We start from the raw sequence: 20,662 nt of genomic DNA, 5'->3' as shown, positions 1-20,662 counted from the left end.
GGCCGGGCGGGTACGGTGTCGGCATGACTCTGGAACCGGTGCGCCGTCCCGCGCTGTCCGACGAGGTCATCGACCGGATCCGGGCCCGTATCGCCTCCGGCGAGTGGCCCGTGGGCACCCGCATCCCGCCCGAGCCGGAGCTGATGCGCCAGCTGGGCGTGGCGCGCGGCACGCTGCGCGAGGCGGTGCGCGCGCTCGCCCACACCGGCCTCCTGGAGGTGCGGCGCGGCGACGGCACCTACGTCCACGCGACCAGCGAGCTGTCCGGCGCGGTGAGCCGCCTCTACGGCGGCAGCGGCCTCGGCCAGCTGCTCGAGGTGCGCGAGGCGCTGGACGCGCAGGCCGCGCGCCTGGCCGCGGTGCGGGCCGACGACGCGGCGCTCGACGCGCTCGCGGCGTGCCTGGAGCGGCGGGCGGCGGCCTGGCGGGCGGGGGACTTCGAGGCGTGGGTCGCCGCCGACTGGGACTTCCACGCCGGCGTCGCCGACGCCTCCGGCAACCCCCTGCTGGCCGAGCTCTACCGCGACCTCGCCGGCCCCCTGCGCTCGGCCATGGCCGACACCTGGTCGACGCCCGGCTTCCAGGGCGCGGACCCGGTGGGCCACGAGACGCTGCTGGCCGCCCTGCGCGAGCGCGACCCGGCGGAGGCCGGCCGGCAGGCGGGGGCCAACGTCGCCGACACGCGGGAGTGGGACGCCCGCGGGCGGGCTTAGGCTCTATGCCCATGGCCGCCCGTACCACCCCGCCCCACCGCCCGATCGGTTCGGCGACGCGCGGCACCACCAACCCGAACCGGTTGCGCCGCATGGACCGCTGGATCGCCGCCGCCCACGCGGGCGCCCTGCGGCGCAGCGCGGACCCGGTCGCCGTGGACCTCGGCTACGGCGCGGCGCCGTGGACGGCCGTCGAGCTGCTGGAGCGGCTGCGGACGGTACGGGCCGACGCGCAGGTCGTGGGCATCGAGATCGACCCGGCACGGGTCGCGGCGGCCCGGCCGTACGAACGCCAGGGCCTGTCCTTCGCGCACGGCGGCTTCGAGGTGCCGCTGCCGGGGGGCCGCCGCCCGCTGCTGATCCGGGCCGCGAACGTCCTGCGGCAGTACGACGAGGGCCAGGTCGAGGAGGTCTGGGACCGGCTGTGCGGCCGGCTCGCCCCGGACGGGCTGCTCGTCGAGGGCACGTGCGACGAGATCGGCCGCCGCCACGTCTGGGTCGCGCTCGGCCCGGAGGGGCCGCGCACGATCACGTTCGCGGCCCGGCTGGGCTCGCTGGGCACGCCGTCCGACCTCGCCGAGCGCCTTCCGAAGGCGCTCATCCACCGGAACGTGCCGGGGGAGCCTGTGCACGCGTTCCTGCGGGACTTCGACCGGGCGTGGGCGGCGTTCGCGCCCTACGGTGCGCTCAGTGCGCGGCAGCGGTGGATCCGGACGGCGGCTTCGCTGTCTGAGGCCTGGCCCGTGACGGACGGGCCGCGCCGCTGGCGGCAGGGCGAACTGACGCTCCGCTGGGACGCACTGGCCCCGACCGGCTAAGCCCACGGGGCTCCGCCCCGGACCCCGGTCCTCAATCTCCCCCAGCTACCGCTGGGAGGTGCCCCCAGACGGGCTGAAATTCAGCCCGTCCGGCGATTGAGGACAAGAAACGGTGAAAGGGCGGGTAGGGGAAAGATCCGCCTCAGCCCAGCGCCGCCACAAACGCGTCCACCAGCGGCCGGTCCCGGTCATGCGTGAGCCACACCCGCGCCTCCGCAGGCGGCAGCCACAGGAGCCGGTCCACCTCGCGGCTGGGCTCGAAGGAGCCCCCGAGCGCCTCCGCCGCCCAGTAGTGGACCTCCTTGGGGCGCCCCTCCACCACATAGCGCGCGGTCGGCAGCGCCTCGCCCAGCTCGCAGCGCATGCCCGTCTCCTCCAGCACCTCGCGCACCGCCCCCGCCCTCGGGCTCTCGCCGCGCTTGAGCTTGCCCTTCGGCAGCGACCAGTCGTCGTATTTCGGTCGGTGGACGAGCGCTATCTCGACCCGCCCGCACCTGCGCCACAGCACGCACCCCGCCGCCAGCACGGTCCCCGTCCCGGCGCCGTTCACGGCGTCGCCACCGTCAGCCGCTGCCAGATCCGCCCGAAGGCGTAGCGCGCCGCCTCCACCTCGTGCCGCTGGTCGGCGTGCAGCACCCCGAGCGCGTAGGCCGTGGCCGGGGCGATGCGGGGCGTACGGGCGGCGGCAGCGGCGGCGGCCGCCGCCTCGGCGGCCTCGCGGTGCCGGTCCAGGGCCTGGCCCGCGCCCAGCAGCCGCACCGACAGCGAGGGCTCCACCTCGTCCTGGTGCTGCTCGTCGAGCACCTCCTGCGCGTACCGCCGCAGCCGCACCAGCCGGCGCACGTGGTGCCAGGGCGCGTCCTGCCGCCCCTCCGCGGGCGGGGCGTCGGCGGCCGGCGTCGCGGCGAGGCCGCAGGCCAGCGCCTCGGCGTTGTACGGCAGCCCCGCCACCGCCAGCGGCAGGGCGTCCACCGCGTCCATCAGCCGCCGGTGCGTCTGCTCCGCCAGGCAGGGCAGCGCCTCCCGGGCCGGCAGGTCGTGCGCGGCGGGGTCCAGCGGCACCTCGGAGGCCAGCACGGCGACCGCGTCCGCCACCGCGTGGAAGCGCGAGGTGCCCAGGGCCTGCAGCGCCGCCGAGTGCGCGCGGGTACGGGCCAGGGTCAGCTGCCGGTCCAGCAGCGCACCGGCCCGCGCCGCACCGACCGTCAGCCCTCCCCCGGCGGCCGCACCCGGCACACCCCCCGTGACGTCCACGCCGTCCGCCCCCGACAGCCGGTGCAGCGCCCCCCGCAACCGCGCCAGGCGGGCGGCGTACGCATACTCGCGCCCCAGCACATCGGTCAGCCACACCAGTTCGCCGCGCAACGGATCCGTCCACGCGACATCCGTCAGCGGCCGGTACACGTGCAGCGCCCCGGCGATCCGGCGCGCCGAGCGCCGCAGCAGCCGGACCGCCTCGCCCGCGTCCTCGGCGTCGGAGCCGCTCTCCGCGTGCAGCCGCAGGCTCCGCAGGAACTCCGTGGCATGGGCCTGCAGATAGCCGGCGAGGACGTTCGCCGCCGTCATGGCGCCGCCCTCCGGGGCGTGCGGGCCCGCCACCGCGGGCGCCCCGGACCGTTTCGTCGTCATCGTTTCCTGCCCCCCGGGCGCGGTGACCGTAACCGGAGGGTCATGGGGTCGCTGAGCCACGCCGGCGCCTCCGGGCGTCTATGAGCATCTCCTGCACGTTCCGCAGCGGCTGCCCCTCGGCGTCCGTGGCCTGCCGCGTCCAATTGCCGTCCGGGCCGAGGTGCCAGGACGCGGTGCGGTCGGACACCCCGAGCTCCAGCAGCCTGCTGAGCGAGGCCCGGTGCCCGGGATCGGTGACGCGCACCAGCGCCTCTATGCGCCGGTCGAGGTTGCGGTGCATCATGTCGGCGCTGCCGAGCCACACTTCGGGCTCGCCGCCGTTGCCGAACGCGAAGACCCGCGAGTGCTCCAGGAACCGCCCGAGGACGCTGCGCACGCGGATGTTCTCCGACAGGCCCACCACGCCGGGGCGCAGCGCACAGATGCCGCGCACCCATATGTCCACCGGCACCCCGGCCTGCGCCGCGCGGTACAGGGCGTCGATGACGGCCTCGTCGACCATCGAGTTGACCTTGATGCGGATGGAGGCGGGACGGCCCGCCCGGTGGTGCGCGGCCTCCTTGGCGATGCGCGAGATCAGCCCGTCGCGCAGCGATCTGGGGGCGACCAGCAGCCGCCGGTAGCTCTCGCGCCGCGAGTAGCCGGAGAGCCGGTTGAACAGGTCGGAGAGGTCGGCGCCCACCTGCGGGTCGGCGGTCAGCAGCCCGAAGTCCTCGTACAGGCGCGCCGTCTTGGGGTGGTAGTTGCCGGTGCCCACGTGCGCGTAGCGGCGCAGCGTCTCGCCCTCCTGCCGCACCACCAGCGACAGCTTGCAGTGCGTCTTGAGGCCCACCAGCCCGTAGACGACGTGGCAGCCGGCCTCCTCGAGCTTGCGGGCCCACTTGATGTTGGCCTGTTCGTCGAAGCGCGCCTTGATCTCGACGAGGACGAGCACCTGCTTGCCGGACTCGGCCGCGTCGATGAGCGCGTCCACGATCGGGGAGTCGCCGGAGGTGCGGTACAGCGTCTGTTTGATCGCCAGGACGTCCGGGTCGGCGGCGGCCTGCTCCAGGAAGGCCTGCACGGAGGTGGAGAACGAGTCGTACGGGTGGTGCAGCAGGACGTCCCGCTCCCGCAGCGCCGCGAAGACGTCGGGGGCGGAGGCCGACTCGACCTCGGCGAGATCACGATGGGTCCCCGCCACGAATTTTGGGTACTTCAGCTCCGGCCGGTCCAGCGCCCCGATGGCGAAGAGGGCGGTGAGGTCGAGCGGGCCGGGCAGCGGATAGACCTCGGCGTCGGAGATCTTCAGCTCGCGCACGAGCAGGTCCAGGACGTACGGGTCGATGGTCTCCTCGACCTCCAGCCGCACCGGCGGGCCGAAGCGGCGGCGCATGAGCTCCTTCTCCAGCGCCTGGAGCAGGTTCTCCGCGTCGTCCTCCTCGACCTCCAAGTCCTCGTTGCGCGTCACCCGGAACATGTGGTGCGCGAGCACCTCCATGCCGGGGAACAGCTCCTCCAGGTGGGCCGCGATGACGTCCTCCAGCGGGACGTAGCGCTGCGGGGACGCCTCCAGGAAGCGCGGCAGCAGCGGCGGCACCTTCACGCGCGCGAAGTGGTCGTGGCCGCTGACGGGGTTGCGCACGACGACGGCGAGGTTGAGGGAGAGCCCGGAGATGTACGGGAAGGGGTGCGCGGGGTCGACGGCCAGCGGCGTCAGCACGGGGAAGATCTGCTGCCGGAAGAGGGTGAAGAGCCGCCCCTGCTCCTTCTCCGTGAGCTCCGGCCAGCGGATCAGGTGGATGCCCTCCTCGGCGAGCTCGGGGGCGACGTCCTGCTGGTAGCAGGCCGCGTGCCGGGCCATGAGCTCGCGGGAGCGGGTCCAGATCAGCTCCAGGACCTCGCGGGGCTGGAGCCCGGAGGCGGAGCGGGTGGCGACGCCGGTGGCGATGCGGCGCTTGAGGCCGGCGACGCGGACCATGAAGAACTCGTCGAGGTTGCTGGCGAAGATCGCCAGGAAGTTCGCTCGTTCGAGCAGGGGTGTGGCCGGGTCCTCGGCCAGCTCCAGCACCCGCTCGTTGAACGCCAGCCAGCTGCGCTCGCGGTCCAGGAAGCGCCCCTCCGGCAGCGCCTCCCCGTCCACGGCGATCTCGCCGTCGTAGGCGCCCAGGCCCTCGGTGAGGTCAGGCACGCCCGCCACGACAGCCGCCTTCGGCCGGTGGGCTGCGATGAACCCCACCGAATCGGAGGTGTCGCGTGCCTGGGCACCGGCGCCGGACGACTGGCTCATGCCTCCATTGTTCCGCGCCGGGCGCGATACAGGCGCGTCGGAACGGGACGCGGGGGCGGCGCGTAGCCTTCGATCGGTTGCTCGGGGCGCGGCGGGCTGCATTGGGCAAGGCTCGCAACCGAGGTTGAATCACGGGTAACGGGCACGTGACGCTCGGGGGTCGCCCCCAAGACCGCCGGGGCCCGCTCACGGGCACTGCCGCCGCACCAGCCGGAAGGCGAGGGCGCCCACCAGCGCGGCCAGCGCCACGGCGATCCCGGTCTCCACCCACTGCATCGGCCACAGGTGGGAGGCGGGGTGGTAGTCCAGGTACCAGCCGGTGGCGTGGTGCTGGGTGACGCAGTCCTCGGGGCTGACGCCCACGCCGCAGTCCGGCTCGGGGATGCGCCCGCCGCCCTCACCGATCATGCCGCGCTCGACGATCCAGTCGTCGGCGCCGCTGATCAGCCCCGGCATCTCCCTGGACAACTCCGTGGCCGGGCCGGTCAGCTTCTGCCGCAGGGGTTCGAGCACCATCCCCGTTACCAGGGACGTGGCGAGGGCGGCCGCGCCCATGGCGGCCACCGTGCGCCGCAGCAGCAGGCCGGCGACGGCTCCGACGGCCACCCCGAGCAGGCACTGCGCGACGGGAACGGGCCCGATCATCTCGTACGACCGGAACCACCACTGTCCCGGCGCCATCTGCGCGGGCAGCCGCCGCCACGTCCAGGTGTAGACGGCCGCCAGCAGCGAGACGCCGGCCAGGACCGCCGCGCCTGGTACGGCGAGCTTCACCGCGAGCCAGCGCACCGGCGAGACGGACTGCGTCCACGCCAGCTTGTACGTCCCGCTCTCCAGCTCGCGCGCGATCAGGGGCCCCGCGACGAACGCCGCGACGACCATCGGCAGGAACTCGATGACGATGCCGCCGTAGTGCAGCGGATCGGCGAGGTTGGCGCGGAAGAAGTCGAGGGTCTTCTCCGAGGGCCTGCAGTCCGCAGTCAGCGTGCACGCGTCCTTCAGGTCGTGCGCGCGGACGTAGTCGGTCATCTCGGAGCGCAGCACCACCAGCGCCGCGAGGAAGGCGGTCAGCAGCCCCAGCGCGGCCCACGCCGTGACGCGGTGCTGGCGCAGCACCAGCCAGACCATGCCGCGCGGCCTGAAGCCGCGTCGTGCCTCCCGCGCTTCGGTCACCGTCGTGCTCATCGTGGTCGTCATGCCGCCGCCTTCGGGGAGCCCTCGCGCGGCTCGGCGCTGGGCGCGACGAGCGCGGGGGCGCCGGACGCGCGGAGGTGGGCGAGGACCAGTTCCTCCAGGGACGGCTCGGCGGTCTCCCAGTGGCCCCGTACCGGGCCGTCGGGCCGTATGAGGGCGGTGAGCTGGCGTCCGGTGGTGCGCGCCTCGACGATGGTGTGGGGCGCGAACTCCCGTGGCGTGCCGGCCTCCTCGTACCGGCCCATGACCAGGCGGTGCGCGGAGAGGAGGTCCTCGACCTCGCCCGCCAGGCGCACCCGGCCGTCGGCTATCAGCAGCATGTAGTCGCAGACGCCGTCGAGCTCGGCCAGGACGTGGGAGGCCATGACGACGGTCGTGGAGTGCTCGGCCGCCTCCGTCATCAGGGCGGCCGCCATCTCGTGGCGCACGAGGGGGTCGAGGTCGCCCATCGGCTCGTCCAGCAGCAGCAGTTCGGGCCGCTTGCCGAAGGCGAGGGCGAGCGCCACGCGGGTGCGCTGACCGCCGGAGAGGGAGCCGACGCGTGCGTCTGCCGAAAGGTTTCCGCTCCGTACGAGCCGCTCCGCGGCGGCCTGGTCCCAGCGGCCGGGGTTGAGCTCGCGGCCCATCCGCAGGGTGTCGGCCACGGTGAGGTTCGGGTACAGCGGCTTGTCCTGGGCGAGGTAGGCGACGCGGGGGCGCACGCCCGGGTCGCCCGGCCCGCCGCCGAGGACGCCCAGCCGGCCCCGGGTGGGCCGGCGCAGCCCGGCGGCCAGCGCCAGCAGGGTGGACTTGCCCGCGCCGTTGGGCCCCACGAGCGCGCACACCCGCCCGGCGGGGAGCCGGAACGAACAGTCGCGCAGCGCCCAGCCGCGCCGGTGCTTCACCCCCAGGCCGACGGCCTCCAGGGCGGTCCGGTCGGGGAGATAGGTCAGGTCGGTCATGCGGTCCCCTCGCTCGTGCGGTGCCGTTCCCGGGCCGCAGGATCCCCATCGCGGCGGTCATCGCGGTCGTCATCGCGGTCGTCATCGCGGTCGTCGAAGCGGATCTCGTCGAGGAGGGAGGCGACCAGCGCGGCCACGTCCTCCCGGCCGAGTCCGGCGGCGCGGGCCCGGTCCATCCAGTCGGCCAGTTCGGCGCGCAGCGGCGAACCGGCGGCGGCTCCGGGCCGCGCCAGCGAGCGCCGTACGAACGTCCCCAGTCCGGGGCGCGCCTCGACCAGGCCCGCGCGGTCGAGCTCGCGGTAGGCCTTCAGGACGGTGTTGGGATTGATGGCGGTGGCCGCGACGACCTCTTTGGCCGTGGGCAGCTTGTCGCCGGGCCCGAGCAGACCGAGCCGCAGGGCCTGTTCGACCTGCCGGACGATCTGCAGATAGGTGGCGACACCACTGCGCCGGTCGATGCGGAACTCGACCACGCACCTCCCCCTTCCACTAATTGACTAGTGAAAGGGTGATGAGGCGATCTTGGCGCTGTCAACCGACGAGGGGCAGGACGAGGAGATCTACTGGAGATCCACTGGAGATCTCCAGTAGATCCACCGAATAGGCGTCAGCTCTCGGTCCGGTACATCAGGTCCGTCTCGTGCGTGGCGAACCCGAGCCGCTCGTACACCGCCACGGCCGGCAGGTTGTCCGCGTCCACGTAGAGCATCGCCGTCGGCAGCGCCTGCGCCGCGAGGTGCCGCAGCCCCACCGCGGTCAGCGCCTTGCCCAGGCCGCCGCCCTGCGCCCCGGGCCGTACGCCCAGCACGTACACCTCGCCGAGGCCCTCGTCGGCGTGGATCTTCGTCCAGTGGAAGCCGATGATCTCCCCCGCCCGCTCGGCCAGGAAGAAGCCCTTCGGGTCGAACCAGGCCTCGGCCTTGCGGTCGTCCAGGTCGCGCTGGGTCAGCGAGCCCTGCTCGGGGTGGTGCGCGAAGGCCGCCGCGTTCACCGCGAGCCAGGCCGCGTCGTCCTCGCCGGAACGGAACGTGCGGACAGTCACGCCCTCGGGCAGTACGGGCTCGGGCAGGTCCAGGTCGTGCAGCGTGCGCCGCATCTGCCGCAGTTCGCGGAACAGGCTCAGCCCCAGGACCTGGGCCAGGTGCCGGGCGGCGGGGTGGCCGCCGTGCGCCCACACGCGCAGCCGCTTGCCGGATTCGGTCAACAGGGCGACACCCAGCGCCCGCCCGTGCCCGCGCCCCCGGTGGTCGGGGTGGACCACGAGTTCCCCCGCCGGGGCCTCCACCGGGTCGCTGTCCTCCAGTTGGCCATAGCCCACCAGCACCTTGTCCGCGTCGCTCAGCAGGACGTGCCGCACGCCCTCGCGCCGGCCCTTGAGCTGCAGACGCCCCTGCTCCGAGACGGCCGGCTGACCGTCCACGGCCGCGGCCTCCCCGATCAGCCGCAGCACGTCGCGCACCTGTTCCGGCGCCAGTTCCTCCAGCACCGCGATCCGCCGCTGTCCGCTCACGTCACTCACCACGTCGCTCATGGTGCGAGCCTACGACCCGGGGGTGGCCTCGTCGGGGTCGGGCGCCTACCGGTCGGCATCCGACGTTCAGCGTCTGCTGTTCAGCGCCTGCTGTTCAGGAAGCCGATGGCCGTGGCGCCCCACCAACCCACCTGGGAGACGAGGACGGTGACGGCCGAGCGGACGAGCACGCCCCGGGAAACGGTGCCGGCGCCGGTCAGGCGGGGTTGGAGGGTCCAGGCGTGGATGCCGTTGAGGGCGACCAGGAGGACGAGGCCGAGCTTGACCTGCGTGAGCGGGGAGCCGGGGGCGGGGTGGAGCAGGGCGCCGCTGCCCACGAGCCCGGCCAGGCCCAGCCAGATGGGCAGGTGAACGGCGTCGGCCGTCCGGAGGACCTCCGGCAGGGGGCGCTTGCCGAGCAGCCACAGCAGGCCCAGCCAGTCGACGGTCAGCACGGCGCCGAAGCCGACGAGCAGGCAGGCCAGGTGCACGAAGAGCGCGACGTCGTGGAGGAGGGGGTCCGCCCGCAGGTGGACGGCCGTCCAGACGGCCGCCGCCCAGACCGCGCACACGCCCGCCGCCGCGACGGCGACCAGCACGGATCTGCTGACCACGGGGGCGGGGGAGGTGGGGGCGGCGGGGACGGTCACGTGCGGGGGTTCCTTCTGCGCGGCGTTACGGGCTGCTGTGCGGGCGGGGCGTGGTCGAGCAAGGCCGGCCCCCCACAGGCCGAACGCCACAGGCAAAGCCCCATCCTCCAGGGAGGAAGGAAAGCCTTGCCTTAGTAAGTTCGCCCTCAATAGGCCACAGCCGCCACTTTCCCGTCAAGTGGCGTGATCCTTTCGTTGCCGACGACGCATGCCGTACGGCCGAGCGGTACCAATTCGTCACCTCGGCCCACCTGCCGGGCTACGCGCGTCGACCGTATGCTGCGCCCGACCGATAAACCCCCAAGCACCTTCTCAATAAGGGGAACGCATGCCCGCGAAGACGCTGCCTCGACGCAAGCGCCTCGCCCTCACGCGGCTGACCGCCACCGCCGCCGTGCTCGCCGCCACCGCCGGGACCCTCGCCGTCTCCGCGACCCCGGCCGGCGCCCGCGACCAGGGCCGCACCGTGGACGTCCAGCTGCTCTCGTTCAACGACCTGCACGGCAACCTCGAGCCGCCGCAGGGCTCCTCCGGCACCGTGACGGAGACCCAGGCCGACGGCACGAAGAAGGTCATACCGGCCGGCGGCGTGGAGTACCTCGCCAACTCGCTGCGCACGGCCCGCAAGGGCCACGAGTACTCCATCACCGCGGCCGCCGGCGACATGATCGGCGCCAGCCCGCTGATGACCGGCCTCTTCCACGACGAGCCGACCATCGAGGCGCTCAACAAGATCAAGCTGGACGCCACCTCGGTCGGCAACCACGAGTTCGACGAGGGCCGCGCCGAGCTGCTGCGCATGCAGCGCGGCGGCTGCCACCCGAAGGAGGGCTGCTTCGAGAAGGGCAAGACCTTCCAGGGCGCCGACTTCCCCTACCTCGCGGCGAACGTCACCGACGAGAAGACCGGCCGGCCGATCCTCAAGCCGTACACGATCTGGAAGCACAAGGGCGTCAAGATCGGCATCATCGGTCTCACGCTCGAGGGCACCCCGGACGTCGTCACGGCCGAGGGCGTCAAGGGCCTGAAGTTCCGCGACGAGGTCGAGACCATCGACAAGTACGCCAAGGAACTCGACCGCCAGGGCGTGAAGTCGATCGTCACCCTCATCCACGAGGGCGGCCTGCCGGCGTCCGGTTCGTACAACTACGACTGCGACACCCCCGGCGCGGGCGCGGGCATCTCCGGCGCGATCGTCGACATCGCCAAGAAGGTCACCCCGAAGGTCGACGCCTTCGTCACCGGCCACACCCACCAGGCCTACGCCTGCACCATCCCCGACCCGTCGGGCACCCCGCGCACGGTGACCTCGGCCGCCTCCTTCGGCCGCCTGTACACCGACACGACGCTGACGTACGACCGCCGCACCAAGGACATCGTCCGGACGACGGTCAAGAGCCCGCGCGCGAAGAACCACGTCGTGGACCGCGAGCAGCCCAAGGCCGCGGACATGACCAAGCTCATCGACCGCTGGAAGACCCTGGCGGCCCCGGTCGCCAACAAGCCGGTCGGCTACATCTCCGCCGACATCAACGGCCGCGGCTCGGAGGCGTACGAGCAGCCGCTCGGCGACGTCATCACGGACGCCCAGCTCGAGGGCACCTCGGCCCCTGACAAGGGCGGCGCCCAGATCGCCTTCATGAACCCCGGCGGCGTCCGCTCGGACCTGGCCTTCAAGGCCTCCGGCGCCGAGGGCGACGGCGTGGTGACCTACGGCGAGGCGTTCACCGTCCAGCCCTTCACCAACATGATGCAGACCAAGGACCTCACCGGCGCCCAGCTCCTGGCGGCCCTGCAGCAGCAGGTCAGCGGCCCGAACGAGGCCCAGCCGAAGATCCTGCAGGTCAGCAAGGGCCTGACCTACACCCTGGACCTGACGAAGAAGGGCGCCGACCGCATCGTCGCGTCCTCGGTCAAGCTCAACGGCACGCCGATCGAGGCGGGCAAGACCTACCGCGTCGCGGGCAACGAGTTCCTCATGGGCGGCGGCGACGGCTTCCCCGCCTTCAAGGACGGCACCAACAAGCGCGTGGGCTCCTCCGACCTGGACGTCTTCGTGGCGTACCTGCAGGCGCACTCGACGAAGGAGGCGCCGCTGGCGCCGCCGAAGGGTGACCGGATCACGATCGTGAAGTAACGGTCGCCGTACGGGCACGGGGCGGCGCCGCCGGTTTCGGCGGCGCCGCTTCGGCGTCAGGCGGCGACGAGGCCCAGCGGGGTGGGCCTGGGCTCCCGGAGCCGGGCCAGCGCCTTCGGGAAGGCCTTGCGGTCCCCGTCCAGGTCGAGCTCCTCGCCCAGCGCCCGCCAAACGGCCTCGTAGTCCGCGCACGCCTGCCGGATGGCTCCTTGCGCACCGGAGTGGGCCGAAGCGCCCCGCTGCCGGACGCCGGCGAGCCACTGGTCGCTGCGGTGGATGGGCGAGGTCTCCATGGGGACGCTCGTGGGCGTCCGCCTCAGGTTCCCGCTCACCGTCTACAGACGTCGCACGATGACCTCGTCCAAGGTCTTCACCCGCTTCTCGGCGCCCCCGAGGACGAACCACGCCGCGTCGTCGAGGAGTTCGTCGAGGTCGGGCAGGCTGGACGGCAGCCCGCACTCGGCCAACAGGGTGGGGTCGGCGACCGCTCTGACGGTCTTCAGCAGCTTGGCGCGGTCGCGCCATACGTACCCCTGGTCCTTGGCGACGCGATAGACGCACTCCCACAATTCCTTGTCGCTGGCGAACCAGTGGGCCAGCACATGGGCGTCGGCGGGCAGCTGCAGCTGCCTCGCACGCCAGGTGTGCTCCATCACCTTGGCGGCACCGGTCAGAAGCCGCTGGTCATAGGCCATCACCTCGGCACGCAACGGCCGTTTCGGACGGTGGTGATCCGGCAACGCGTGCGGATAGATCTCCCGCTCGAAGCGGATGAACCGCTCCTGCCTGCGCAGCGCCTCCAGGTCGGGGTCCTCGATGAGCAGCCAGGACCGCATGAGCGGCTGATAGCCGCTCCGGTCGGTCCTCGCCGCGTCCTCCAGCTCCATCACGGCGTACGCCGCCAACGCTTCGCGGTCCTTCCGCTCGCGGTCCTTCTGTCCGTCCCGGCAGTTCATCGCCACCGCATAGACGCACGCCGCGTTGTAGCTCTCCTGCCAGGGGCGGCGCCTCCACAGCCGGCAGTCCCTGGCCCAGCGCTTCAGGGGGTAGAGCAAGGGCCGGTCCATCACCCTCCGCACCCGCTCGTCCAGCTCTTCCGGTGACTGTTCCAGCCAGGGCCCGGGTGAGGGCAGCCCGCTGATCGAGTACTTCCCCTTCTTCGCCTCGGCCAGGTCCCGCTGGGCCCAGGCCAGCCGGATGGGGGCCCATACGTCGCGATTGAGCCGCAGGGAAGGCCAGGTGAGAGGCCCGCTCAGCCGGGTGCTCGGCAGGAGATGGCTCAGCCGGGGGTAGTCCCTCGCGAGCTGCTCCATCTCCTCCAGGCAGGCGCGCTGGAGTATGACCCGGACGATCTCCCTGTCGGGTTCGTCCGCCAGCTGCTTCCGGAGCCAGGCCCTGATCCTGGCTTCATCCCCCTTCCCGAAGGGGCCGCCGTCCTGCACGTCGGAAGGGTGGCAGCCGATGAAGGCCCGCCAGTACCGGTCGACGAAGGCGGGCGTCAGCGCTTCGCGGATCTCCTTGCGGTCGCTCTGCCGCCGCTGGTGCGCGCTCGTCTCGAAGAACTTCTCGCACCATTCGTCGGCCGTCTGCTCCCCGATGCCGAGCACGACGGCGTAGCGGTACCGGGCCTCGAAGAGCCCGTTGTGCCACCACCGGTACCTGCGCCGGAAGAACCGCCTCTTGAGGTGCTTCTCCCGCTGCAGGCAGGTGTGCCCGTCCAGCAGCATGGCGCCGTAATAGGTCTCGAGGGCGTCCAGATGCAGCCAGAGCTTCTCCTGGATACCGGCTATCTGCGTCCGCAGGTAGAGATTCATCGGATCGAGTCGCAGCGCCGCGTAATAGCAGTCGAGCGCGTCGTCGAACTTCCGCTCCTGGCCGAGCCGTCTGCCCTCTTGATACGCGGCGAACAGATCGGGGTGCAGGTCCCGGCCGCGCCATCCCCGCCAGGGCGGGAGCCGGCTGGCCCTCGTCACCGGCACGAGCGCGGCCATCACCCAGTTACCGGCGGCCTGGACCACCTCTTCCCAGGTCGTGGCCCAGATCGTCTCCGTACGACTGCCTCTGATGGCATACGACGTGACCGTGATCGTCACCCCGAATCGCGGCTCGACCGGTCGATCGCGCAGCACGCCGGAGACCCGGTAGGCGATCTTGGGCCGCAGTCGGCTGAAGAACCTCAGCAGACTCGTACCCAGCCTGTTCGGCTCCAGATCGACGTCGCCCAGCAGGTCGAGGAAATTGTCCGCGGGCTCCTCCGCGGGCAGCGCGGTCGGGGGGTAGAGGTTGGTCTCCGACAGATGCTTGCGCAACTGCGCGGTCAGCCCCTCGACTTGCTGCTCCACCTCCGGGTCGGACGCGACGAGCCGCCGTACGTCCACGGGGCCGGGATGGTAGGCGTTCCGGGCCAGCATCCACCGGCGCAGGAACGCGAAGAAGGCGAGCAGAAGCAACAGGCACCCCACCCGCGCACCGGCCGACGCACCGCCCCCGCCGACCGTCAGCAGCTGCCCGGCTCCGGCGACGCACTGCATCACCCACTCGACGAGCCGGTCGGGCAACACCGGAATGTCCTCGCCGGCCTGCCACCGCCAATGCGGCCGCCCCACCGCCCGCACCGCGGCGAGCAACAGCACGAGCGCGACCAGCGCCAAGGCCCCCGTGAGCTTGACGTGCGGCACCGGGAGCAAAGAATGCCCAGTCGTGCAGTGCCGCTCCGGCCGTGAGGACATGCCGAGCCTCCAACCGCTCGGGCCGTCACTTCCAGTCTTCTACGAATTCGCGGCGCGGCAATTCGGGGGGATCGGGCGCCTGTCACACCCCCCGCCTAGGGTTCGGCCCATGAACGATCAGATATGGGCCGGAGTGCGCGAGCGCGTGCTCGCGCTCGCCGGTGGGCACTTCCTGGGCGACCCGCTGTCGGAGGACGAACTGTCCGAACTGGAGGCCCAGATCGGCGTGGCGCTGCCCGACGAGTACCGCGGGTTCCTGCGGCACGTCGGGGCGGGCGGTTACGCGATCTTCGGCGTACGCCGGGTCGACGGCCGTTGGCGCTGGGAGGGTGACGGGGCCTGCCTCACCGAGCTGTCGCGGCTCGCCGAGCCGTTCCCGGTGAAGGGTCCGCACGCCGGCCGTCTGGCGGAGCTGGAGGCGGCCTGGCCGGAGGAGGACGACTTCGACGACCCGAGCGCGTACGAGACCGCCTACGACGCCTGGGCCGAGGAGTGGGAGCCCCTGCTGTGGTCGGAGGACCGGACGCCGGGCGCGGTGGTGATCGCACACCTCGGTTGCGCTCTGCGCGAGTGGCTCATCGTGAGCGGCCCGGAGCGCGGGCGGATCTGGTCGGACGGCCGTGCCGACGGCGTGGACATGGCCCCGCTCCTGGACGACAAGGGCGAGCCGATGAGGTTCGCGCGCTGGTACCTGACCTGGCTGGAGCAGGCCGAGTCCGCCACGAGCGGCGGCTGAGCCCCGGCGCGCACGCGGGGCGCGCACCACGGTGCGGCGAGCGACCGCCGTTTGGCGGATGGCCTGCCGGAAAGGACTGGCACGCCCACCACGCGTGATCGACAGGAGAGCCCCATGAAGACTGTGCAGCGCGCCCTGGTCACCGTCGCCACCGCCGTCCTCCTCACCGCAGGTGCCGCCGCACTGGCGGCCCCGGCGCACGCCGATGTCCACGCCAACGTTCTGGGGTTGATCGGCGCGGACTCGAACGGGGTCATCGACCTGACCGGCCCCGGCGGCGTCACCCTCGTCGAGCTGCCGAACGCCCTCGAACCCGTCGTCTGACGGCACCGCGCTCCGCCCCCGGACTACCGCTACGCCGCTACGCGGCTCCGGGGGCGGTGCGCCACCACACCTGTACGGGTGGAAACGGGGCCGAATTGCCGAGGGCGCGCCGGCTGTCCGGGGACGATGGCGGTATGCCGGTAGCCCCGCACAGCGGCCAGTCCGCGCCCCTCGTTCGCTGCAACCGCTGCCACAACCCGATGTGGTGGGACACGACACCGGGCCAACCGCCCTGCTGGTACTGCTCAGCGTGCGATCACCCGCCTGAGCGGAAGATCAATGCCGCCGCCATGCCGGCCCCGTGCCCCATGGGATGCAGCAGCCCCATCACGGAGGTACGGAACAACGTGAAGCGGTTCATCTGCCATTAGGCGGTGCGCCGACCCCCGCCCAGGCCCGCCTTGACGGTGCGCAGGAACGCGCGCAGGGCGGTGGGAGGGACGGCCAGGATGGTGTCGGGGTCGTCGCTTTCGCGTAAGCGGACGGTTCCGTCGCCCAGCGCAGCGACGTTAACGCAGTTCGACGAGCTTGCGCTGTGCGACGACTTTTGCCACTCCTGCACCAGCGCGCCCATCCCTAAGCAGGCGTTGCCTTCGCTGCAGTAGCTCGACTTCTGCCAGACGATCACGAGAGCCTCCCCGCTTTGGCAGCGCGTATCAGGCCGTGCAGCGCCGCAGGCGTAAGCGTCAAGATCGTGTCCGGGTCGTCGCTTTCGCGCAGGCGCACCGTTCCGTCGTCGGCGGCAGCTACGTTCACGCAGTTTGACGAATTGGCGCTGTAGGAGGACTTCCACCACTGGTACGAGGTCACCGGTCTCACCTTCACATACTCCGAAGCAGGCCGTGGATGAAGTCCCGCGACTCGGTCAAATCGAGCGCGCTTGCCTCCATCTGTTCCACGACGGCTCCGTACCTGGCTAGCTCGGCCTCGGCATCGATAAATTGGCAGCCCCAAGCGACATCGAGCTGAACGGTGTCGAGCTGCGGCACGGGCCCACAGACATAATCGATCGACTGACCCGTCCCAGGGAACGCCCCCCGCCCGAACGGAATCACGCGGATCGCCACATTAGCCAACTCGCTCATGGCGATGAGATGTTCCAGCTGCCCCCGCACGGTGGCTGAACCGCCGAACTGCATACGCAGCGCGGCTTCGTGGATGATCGCTGTATAGGGCAACGGACTGCTGCCATGCAGGACTGCTTGCCGCTTCATCCGGTGAGACAGCCGGTGTTCCACCTCGTAAGCGCGCAGCTGAAGGGGCGCCTCTCTGATCACCGCACGGGCGTGGTCGAGTGTTTGGAGCAGACCTGGAATGTGAATGACCAGCCCAACCCGCACGCCATGCGCATGGTGCTCCAACTCAGCCAAGTCGGCGAAGCTCGCGGGCAAGTACTCGCGGTACTCGTCCCACCAACCGCGCGTGCGCCCGCCCGTCATGTCGGCCAAGGCATCGGTGAACGCGTCGTCCGCGCAGGCGTAGCTGCGGGCCATAGCCCGCACCCGGTCGGCGCTCACCGCGTGACGGCCGGCCTCGATCATGCTCATTCGCGCCTGCTGGAAGCCGAAACGCGCAGCGGCGGCAGTTGACGACAGGCCCGCTCGCTCGCGGAGCTTGCGCAGCTCCGCGCCCAGGCGGCGCTGCCTGAGTGTTGGGGGAAGGCTGGGTGGCATGGGCCCCACTGTAGGGCCGCCGCAGGGCACGGCTCCGTCACCCACACGAGCGGGATTTCATAGCCCTACGCGCGAACCGCTGTTAGGTATACGGCCGATGGGCCTACCGTCGAGGCAAGCCACTCCCCACGCGGCCCGCCGCACCACGGAAGCGCACCCCGCCCTGCCCACCCGGCAAGGGCGTGGCATTGACACCGTCGGTGCGCGGCAACGCGACAACCTCCCCGCAAGGAGCCACCCATGGCAACCGTATCGCCGGAGAACCGCTGGTCCTACTCGCTCATCCTTCCGCATGACCCCCGATCCGCCCGGATCGCCCGGCTGACCTTGCGCGGCGTGCTCGAAAGCCACGACATGGGCGAACTGGCCGACGTCGCCGAGCTCGTAGTCAGCGAGTTCGTCACGAACTCCTACCTGTCCACCGAGGGACCGGCCGAGGTCCGACTGAAGGAAGCCGGCGACGGCCGGATCCGTATCAGCGTGTGGGACACGAGCCCCGAGATCCCGGCCGAGTTCGCGCGCCCTGGCCGCAGGGGTAAGCACTTCACACCCGGAACCGCGAACATCGGGGACAGTGGCGGCGGGTTGTCGATCGTGCGGCTGTGCGCGGAAAGCTGGGGCAGCTGGGCGTTGCGGCAGTCGCTGCCGGGCGTGGCCGGAAAGCTGTTGTGGTGCGAGGTGAGCCCCAGGTCCGGCTCACTCGGCATGGCGGCGTGACGCCCGACGTCGAAGCGAGCCACCCACCCGCGTCCTGCGCCGCCCGCGCGGGACGCATTACCGCACCATTCGGGGTATTCCGGACCCCGCCCCCACCCCCCTTCGATACGATTCGCGGCGAAATCACAAGGTCCGCCACCCCTTCCCCTTTCCGAACCGCCCGGGGTACCACTGCCCTATGGAAACCCCCCAGTTAGCCCACTGGTACGTCGATTCCCGCTGCACCAACTGCGACGTCGCCCGCCAACTCGCCCCCGACCTCATCCGCGAGGTCGACGGACGCGCCGAAGTGGTCCGGCAGCCCCGCGACGAGGCCGAGGTGCGGCAGTTGCACGCCGCCGCCTACGCCTGCCACACCCGTTCCATCCGCCACACCCACCACCGGCTCGACCCCGACCTCGACCCCTTCCCCCTCCCCCTGGACACCGACCTCTGGCTGTGCGGGCACAATTCACCGCACACCGCCGCCGCGAACTCCTACCTCCTCCGCCGCCCCTCCGGCACCCTCATGATGATCGACACCCCCCGGTGGAGCACCGCACTCGCCGCACGGTACGAGGCACTGGGCGCCGTCACCGACGTCCTGCTCACGCACCGGGACCACGTCGCCCACGGGCGCCGGTACGCGGACCGCTTCGGCGCGCGGCTGTGGATTCACGAGGGCGATCTCGACGCCGCCCCGGACGCCGACCGCGTGCTGCGCGGGACGGATCCGGCCGAGATCGGCGAAGGGGTGATCGCCTACCCGCTGCCGGGGCATACGCGCGGCAGCGTGCTGTACGTCGCCGACGAGCGGTACTGCTTCGCCGGTGACAGCTTCTACTGGTCGCGCACGACCGGCGACCTCGAGGTGGCGGACAGCGTCACCTGGTACTCCATCGTGGAGCTCGGCGCCTCCCTGGCCCGTACCGCCGCCGGCGGGTTGCGCTTCGAGTGGGTCCTGCCGGGCCACGGCGACCGCAAGCGGCTGCCCGCTCAGGAGATGAGCGAGCGGCTGCGGCAGTTGGCCGAACGCACCCGGCGGCTACAGCCCCGGCCCGTCGACTTCACCGCCATCCGCTGGTAGCGGGGCGCGTCCCCGTCTCACCACTCGCCACATCCGTACCGCACACGTCGCGTGATCGTCGCGACTCCCCCGAGCGCGTTTCATGGGCACCACGCTAGAGCGCGGCCTCGGCCGACATGAAAATCCCCGGCACAACGGCCGAAAACCGTCCCGCCTCTTGCGCGTATCGATGCTAAGACTCCCGTTCGAACCACGCGTCAGGAATTTGTCGGGTACTCGCGGTAGCCCTTGCGTACGGGGGCGGCACGCATGGTGGGATGTGGCGATGCGAACCCCCACGCGCATACCCCGTCCCCCCAACCCCTACGAGGAACTGGCCGCGCTCGCCGACCCCGATCCCCTCGGGCCCGGCCAGGCCTACGACGAACCGGCGGAGCCGCCGCTCTTAGCCGCGGGCGACGACGAACCCTGGTCGCCGCCCGACCACCGGCGCCGCGGTCGTCGTCGCAGGCAGCGCGGCAGAGGCCGGCGGCGGCCGCCCAGCCCCCTGCGCACGTACCGCCGTGCCGCGAAGTGGCTGTTCGTCCTGGTCGCCGGTGTGGCGTTCCTCGTGCTGGCGGACCGCTGCGCCGTGATGTACGCGGAGAAGAAGGCGCAGCAGCAGCTGCAGCGGAGCATGCACCTGGCCGCCGAGCCCCAAGTGGACATCCACGGCTTCCCGTTCCTCACCCAGGTGCTGGCCAAGCGCCTGAAGGAAGTGGACATCACGGTGCCCGACGTGGCCGCCGACCGGGTGTCGCTCGCGAAGGTGCGGGCGAGCGCCCGCGACGTGCGGCTCACCGGCAGTCTGCCGATGGGCATCAAGGGTGCCGTCGTCGGCGACCTCGGCGGCAGCGTGCTGCTCTCGTTCGAGGACCTGAACCGCGAACTGGGCGCCTCCCAGGTGCGCTTCAGCGATCGCGGCGGCAACGCCATCGGCGCCGACGGCCGGCTCTCGCTCGCCGGGCAGGAGCTGCGGCTGCGGGGCCAGGCCCAGCTGCGCCGCGACGGCGACCGGGCGGTGTCCACGGAGATCGACGGCGTGAGCCTGGACATCCCCCGCGTCGCGACGTACCGCCCCGGACCGGGCTCCGGGTCCGATGCCGGGTCCGGTACCGGCCGGAGCCTGACCCTGCACCGCGAGACGGCCGAGCGGATCGCCCGCGACGCTGCCCGGGTGAAGGAGCTGCTGTCCGTGCCGGCCGTCGCCGCCCGGCTCGGGGTGAGCGAGGAGGACCTGGCCACGGCCCTGCGCAGCGAGGAGCGGCTGCGGGAGATCACCGGGGCGCCGCGCTTCGTGGAGGAGCTGACGAGGATCAATCTCGTCGACGTCGTCCTGGAGCACCCCTGGCTGCTGGAGAAGCTCGGGATCGACCCCAAGCTGCTCACCGCCCTCACCCAGCTCCAGCCGCCCGCCCTCGCCGACCGCCTCTCCCTCTCCTTCCGCCTCCCCCCACAGGCCCGCGACCTGCACCTGAGCGAGGTCACGGTCCAGCGGGACGGCATCCGGGTGGAGCTGTCGGCCACCGATCTCGCGGTCGGCCGGGACGGCGTGAAGCGATAGACGTCAGGCGCCC

General features: G+C 71.9%; 21 protein-coding genes. 8 read left to right on the top strand and 13 right to left on the bottom strand.

Annotated features, from left to right (window positions below):
* The first annotated feature begins 23 nt into the window (after positions 1–23).
* Positions 24–713 carry a FadR/GntR family transcriptional regulator gene (locus ACIGXW_RS07595; protein WP_399571021.1) on the top strand — a complete coding sequence of 230 codons (690 nt, stop codon included), beginning with the start codon at positions 24–26 and terminating at the stop codon, positions 711–713.
* 11 nt (positions 714–724) lie between these two features.
* The gene (locus tag ACIGXW_RS07590; RefSeq protein WP_399571019.1) at positions 725–1,531 is read left to right on the top strand and encodes a class I SAM-dependent methyltransferase; all 807 of its coding nucleotides are present in this window, start codon (positions 725–727) and stop codon (positions 1,529–1,531) included.
* 142 nt (positions 1,532–1,673) lie between these two features.
* Here the strand turns inward: ACIGXW_RS07590 and ACIGXW_RS07585 are convergent, their stop codons facing one another.
* The 8 genes from ACIGXW_RS07585 to ACIGXW_RS07550 form a co-directional block, all read right to left on the bottom strand.
* Positions 1,674–2,081 (bottom strand): NUDIX hydrolase, encoded by a 408-nt coding sequence (locus ACIGXW_RS07585; RefSeq protein WP_399571016.1) that lies wholly within the window; start codon positions 2,079–2,081, stop codon positions 1,674–1,676.
* The gene (locus tag ACIGXW_RS07580) at positions 2,078–3,160 is read right to left on the bottom strand and encodes a CHAD domain-containing protein (RefSeq protein ID WP_399571013.1); all 1,083 of its coding nucleotides are present in this window, start codon (positions 3,158–3,160) and stop codon (positions 2,078–2,080) included. Before ACIGXW_RS07580 ends, ACIGXW_RS07585 begins: the two co-directional genes overlap by 4 nt.
* A gap of 40 nt (positions 3,161–3,200) precedes the next feature.
* On the bottom strand, positions 3,201–5,429 hold the full coding sequence (locus ACIGXW_RS07575; RefSeq protein WP_399571011.1) for an RNA degradosome polyphosphate kinase: 2,229 nt from the start codon (positions 5,427–5,429) through the stop codon (positions 3,201–3,203).
* 186 nt (positions 5,430–5,615) lie between these two features.
* Positions 5,616–6,626: a hypothetical protein gene (locus tag ACIGXW_RS07570; RefSeq protein WP_399571009.1), complete on the bottom strand. Its 1,011-nt coding sequence runs from the start codon at positions 6,624–6,626 to the stop codon at positions 5,616–5,618.
* Complete coding sequence (locus tag ACIGXW_RS07565) at positions 6,623–7,564, bottom strand: ATP-binding cassette domain-containing protein (protein WP_399571007.1); 942 nt, start codon at positions 7,562–7,564, stop codon at positions 6,623–6,625. Before ACIGXW_RS07565 ends, ACIGXW_RS07570 begins: the two co-directional genes overlap by 4 nt.
* Positions 7,561–8,037 carry a GntR family transcriptional regulator gene (locus ACIGXW_RS07560; RefSeq protein ID WP_399571005.1) on the bottom strand — a complete coding sequence of 159 codons (477 nt, stop codon included), beginning with the start codon at positions 8,035–8,037 and terminating at the stop codon, positions 7,561–7,563. Before ACIGXW_RS07560 ends, ACIGXW_RS07565 begins: the two co-directional genes overlap by 4 nt.
* Positions 8,038–8,171: 134 nt before the next feature.
* Positions 8,172–9,095 carry a mycothiol synthase gene (gene mshD / locus ACIGXW_RS07555; RefSeq protein WP_399571003.1) on the bottom strand — a complete coding sequence of 308 codons (924 nt, stop codon included), beginning with the start codon at positions 9,093–9,095 and terminating at the stop codon, positions 8,172–8,174.
* Positions 9,096–9,175: 80 nt separating this feature from the next.
* Positions 9,176–9,724 carry a hypothetical protein gene (locus ACIGXW_RS07550; protein ID WP_399571001.1) on the bottom strand — a complete coding sequence of 183 codons (549 nt, stop codon included), beginning with the start codon at positions 9,722–9,724 and terminating at the stop codon, positions 9,176–9,178.
* 328 nt (positions 9,725–10,052) lie between these two features.
* Between ACIGXW_RS07550 and ACIGXW_RS07545 the strand changes: the two genes are divergently transcribed.
* A complete protein-coding gene (locus tag ACIGXW_RS07545; protein WP_399570999.1) occupies positions 10,053–11,861 on the top strand; it encodes a bifunctional metallophosphatase/5'-nucleotidase in 1,809 nt (602 codons plus the stop codon).
* Positions 11,862–11,917: 56 nt separating this feature from the next.
* Here the strand turns inward: ACIGXW_RS07545 and ACIGXW_RS07540 are convergent, their stop codons facing one another.
* Together ACIGXW_RS07540 and ACIGXW_RS07535 are read right to left on the bottom strand one after the other, a co-directional pair.
* Positions 11,918–12,154: a hypothetical protein gene (locus ACIGXW_RS07540; protein WP_399570997.1), complete on the bottom strand. Its 237-nt coding sequence runs from the start codon at positions 12,152–12,154 to the stop codon at positions 11,918–11,920.
* Positions 12,155–12,196: 42 nt separating this feature from the next.
* Complete coding sequence (locus tag ACIGXW_RS07535; protein ID WP_399570995.1) at positions 12,197–14,539, bottom strand: hypothetical protein; 2,343 nt, start codon at positions 14,537–14,539, stop codon at positions 12,197–12,199.
* Between the two features lie 160 nt (positions 14,540–14,699).
* Here ACIGXW_RS07535 and ACIGXW_RS07530 point away from each other — a divergent pair, with 160 nt between their 5' ends.
* Together ACIGXW_RS07530 and ACIGXW_RS07525 are read left to right on the top strand one after the other, a co-directional pair.
* The gene (locus tag ACIGXW_RS07530) at positions 14,700–15,326 is read left to right on the top strand and encodes an SMI1/KNR4 family protein (protein WP_399570993.1); all 627 of its coding nucleotides are present in this window, start codon (positions 14,700–14,702) and stop codon (positions 15,324–15,326) included.
* Positions 15,327–15,440: 114 nt separating this feature from the next.
* Positions 15,441–15,650 (top strand): hypothetical protein, encoded by a 210-nt coding sequence (locus ACIGXW_RS07525; protein WP_399570991.1) that lies wholly within the window; start codon positions 15,441–15,443, stop codon positions 15,648–15,650.
* A 367-nt stretch (positions 15,651–16,017) separates the two neighbouring features.
* Here ACIGXW_RS07525 and ACIGXW_RS07520 read toward each other — a convergent pair whose 3' ends face one another.
* Genes ACIGXW_RS07520 through ACIGXW_RS07510 form a run of 3 tightly spaced genes read right to left on the bottom strand, consistent with a single transcriptional unit; the run spans position 16,018 to position 17,323 of the window.
* Positions 16,018–16,278, bottom strand: a complete 261-nt coding sequence (locus ACIGXW_RS07520; RefSeq protein WP_399570989.1) for a DUF397 domain-containing protein — start codon at positions 16,276–16,278, stop codon at positions 16,018–16,020.
* Positions 16,275–16,460: a DUF397 domain-containing protein gene (locus ACIGXW_RS07515; RefSeq protein WP_399570987.1), complete on the bottom strand. Its 186-nt coding sequence runs from the start codon at positions 16,458–16,460 to the stop codon at positions 16,275–16,277. The genes ACIGXW_RS07520 and ACIGXW_RS07515 overlap by 4 nt, the downstream gene beginning before the upstream one ends.
* A gap of 11 nt (positions 16,461–16,471) precedes the next feature.
* Positions 16,472–17,323: a helix-turn-helix domain-containing protein gene (locus ACIGXW_RS07510; protein WP_399570985.1), complete on the bottom strand. Its 852-nt coding sequence runs from the start codon at positions 17,321–17,323 to the stop codon at positions 16,472–16,474.
* A 240-nt stretch (positions 17,324–17,563) separates the two neighbouring features.
* Between ACIGXW_RS07510 and ACIGXW_RS07505 the strand changes: the two genes are divergently transcribed.
* From ACIGXW_RS07505 to ACIGXW_RS07495, 3 genes are all read left to right on the top strand, one after another.
* Entirely contained in the window at positions 17,564–18,040 is a 477-nt protein-coding gene (locus ACIGXW_RS07505) for an ATP-binding protein (RefSeq protein ID WP_399570983.1), read from the top strand.
* Positions 18,041–18,218: 178 nt separating this feature from the next.
* Complete coding sequence (locus ACIGXW_RS07500; RefSeq protein ID WP_399570980.1) at positions 18,219–19,106, top strand: MBL fold metallo-hydrolase; 888 nt, start codon at positions 18,219–18,221, stop codon at positions 19,104–19,106.
* 265 nt (positions 19,107–19,371) lie between these two features.
* Positions 19,372–20,649 (top strand): DUF2993 domain-containing protein, encoded by a 1,278-nt coding sequence (locus ACIGXW_RS07495; RefSeq protein WP_399570977.1) that lies wholly within the window; start codon positions 19,372–19,374, stop codon positions 20,647–20,649.
* Positions 20,650–20,662: the final 13 nt, after the last annotated feature.

It is taken from the genome of Streptomyces sp. NPDC053079, assembly GCF_044546695.1.
GTDB lineage: Bacteria > Actinomycetota > Actinomycetes > Streptomycetales > Streptomycetaceae > Streptomyces.
Note: the sequence above shows the minus strand (reverse complement) of the source record. Positions and strands in the feature narration are given on the sequence as shown.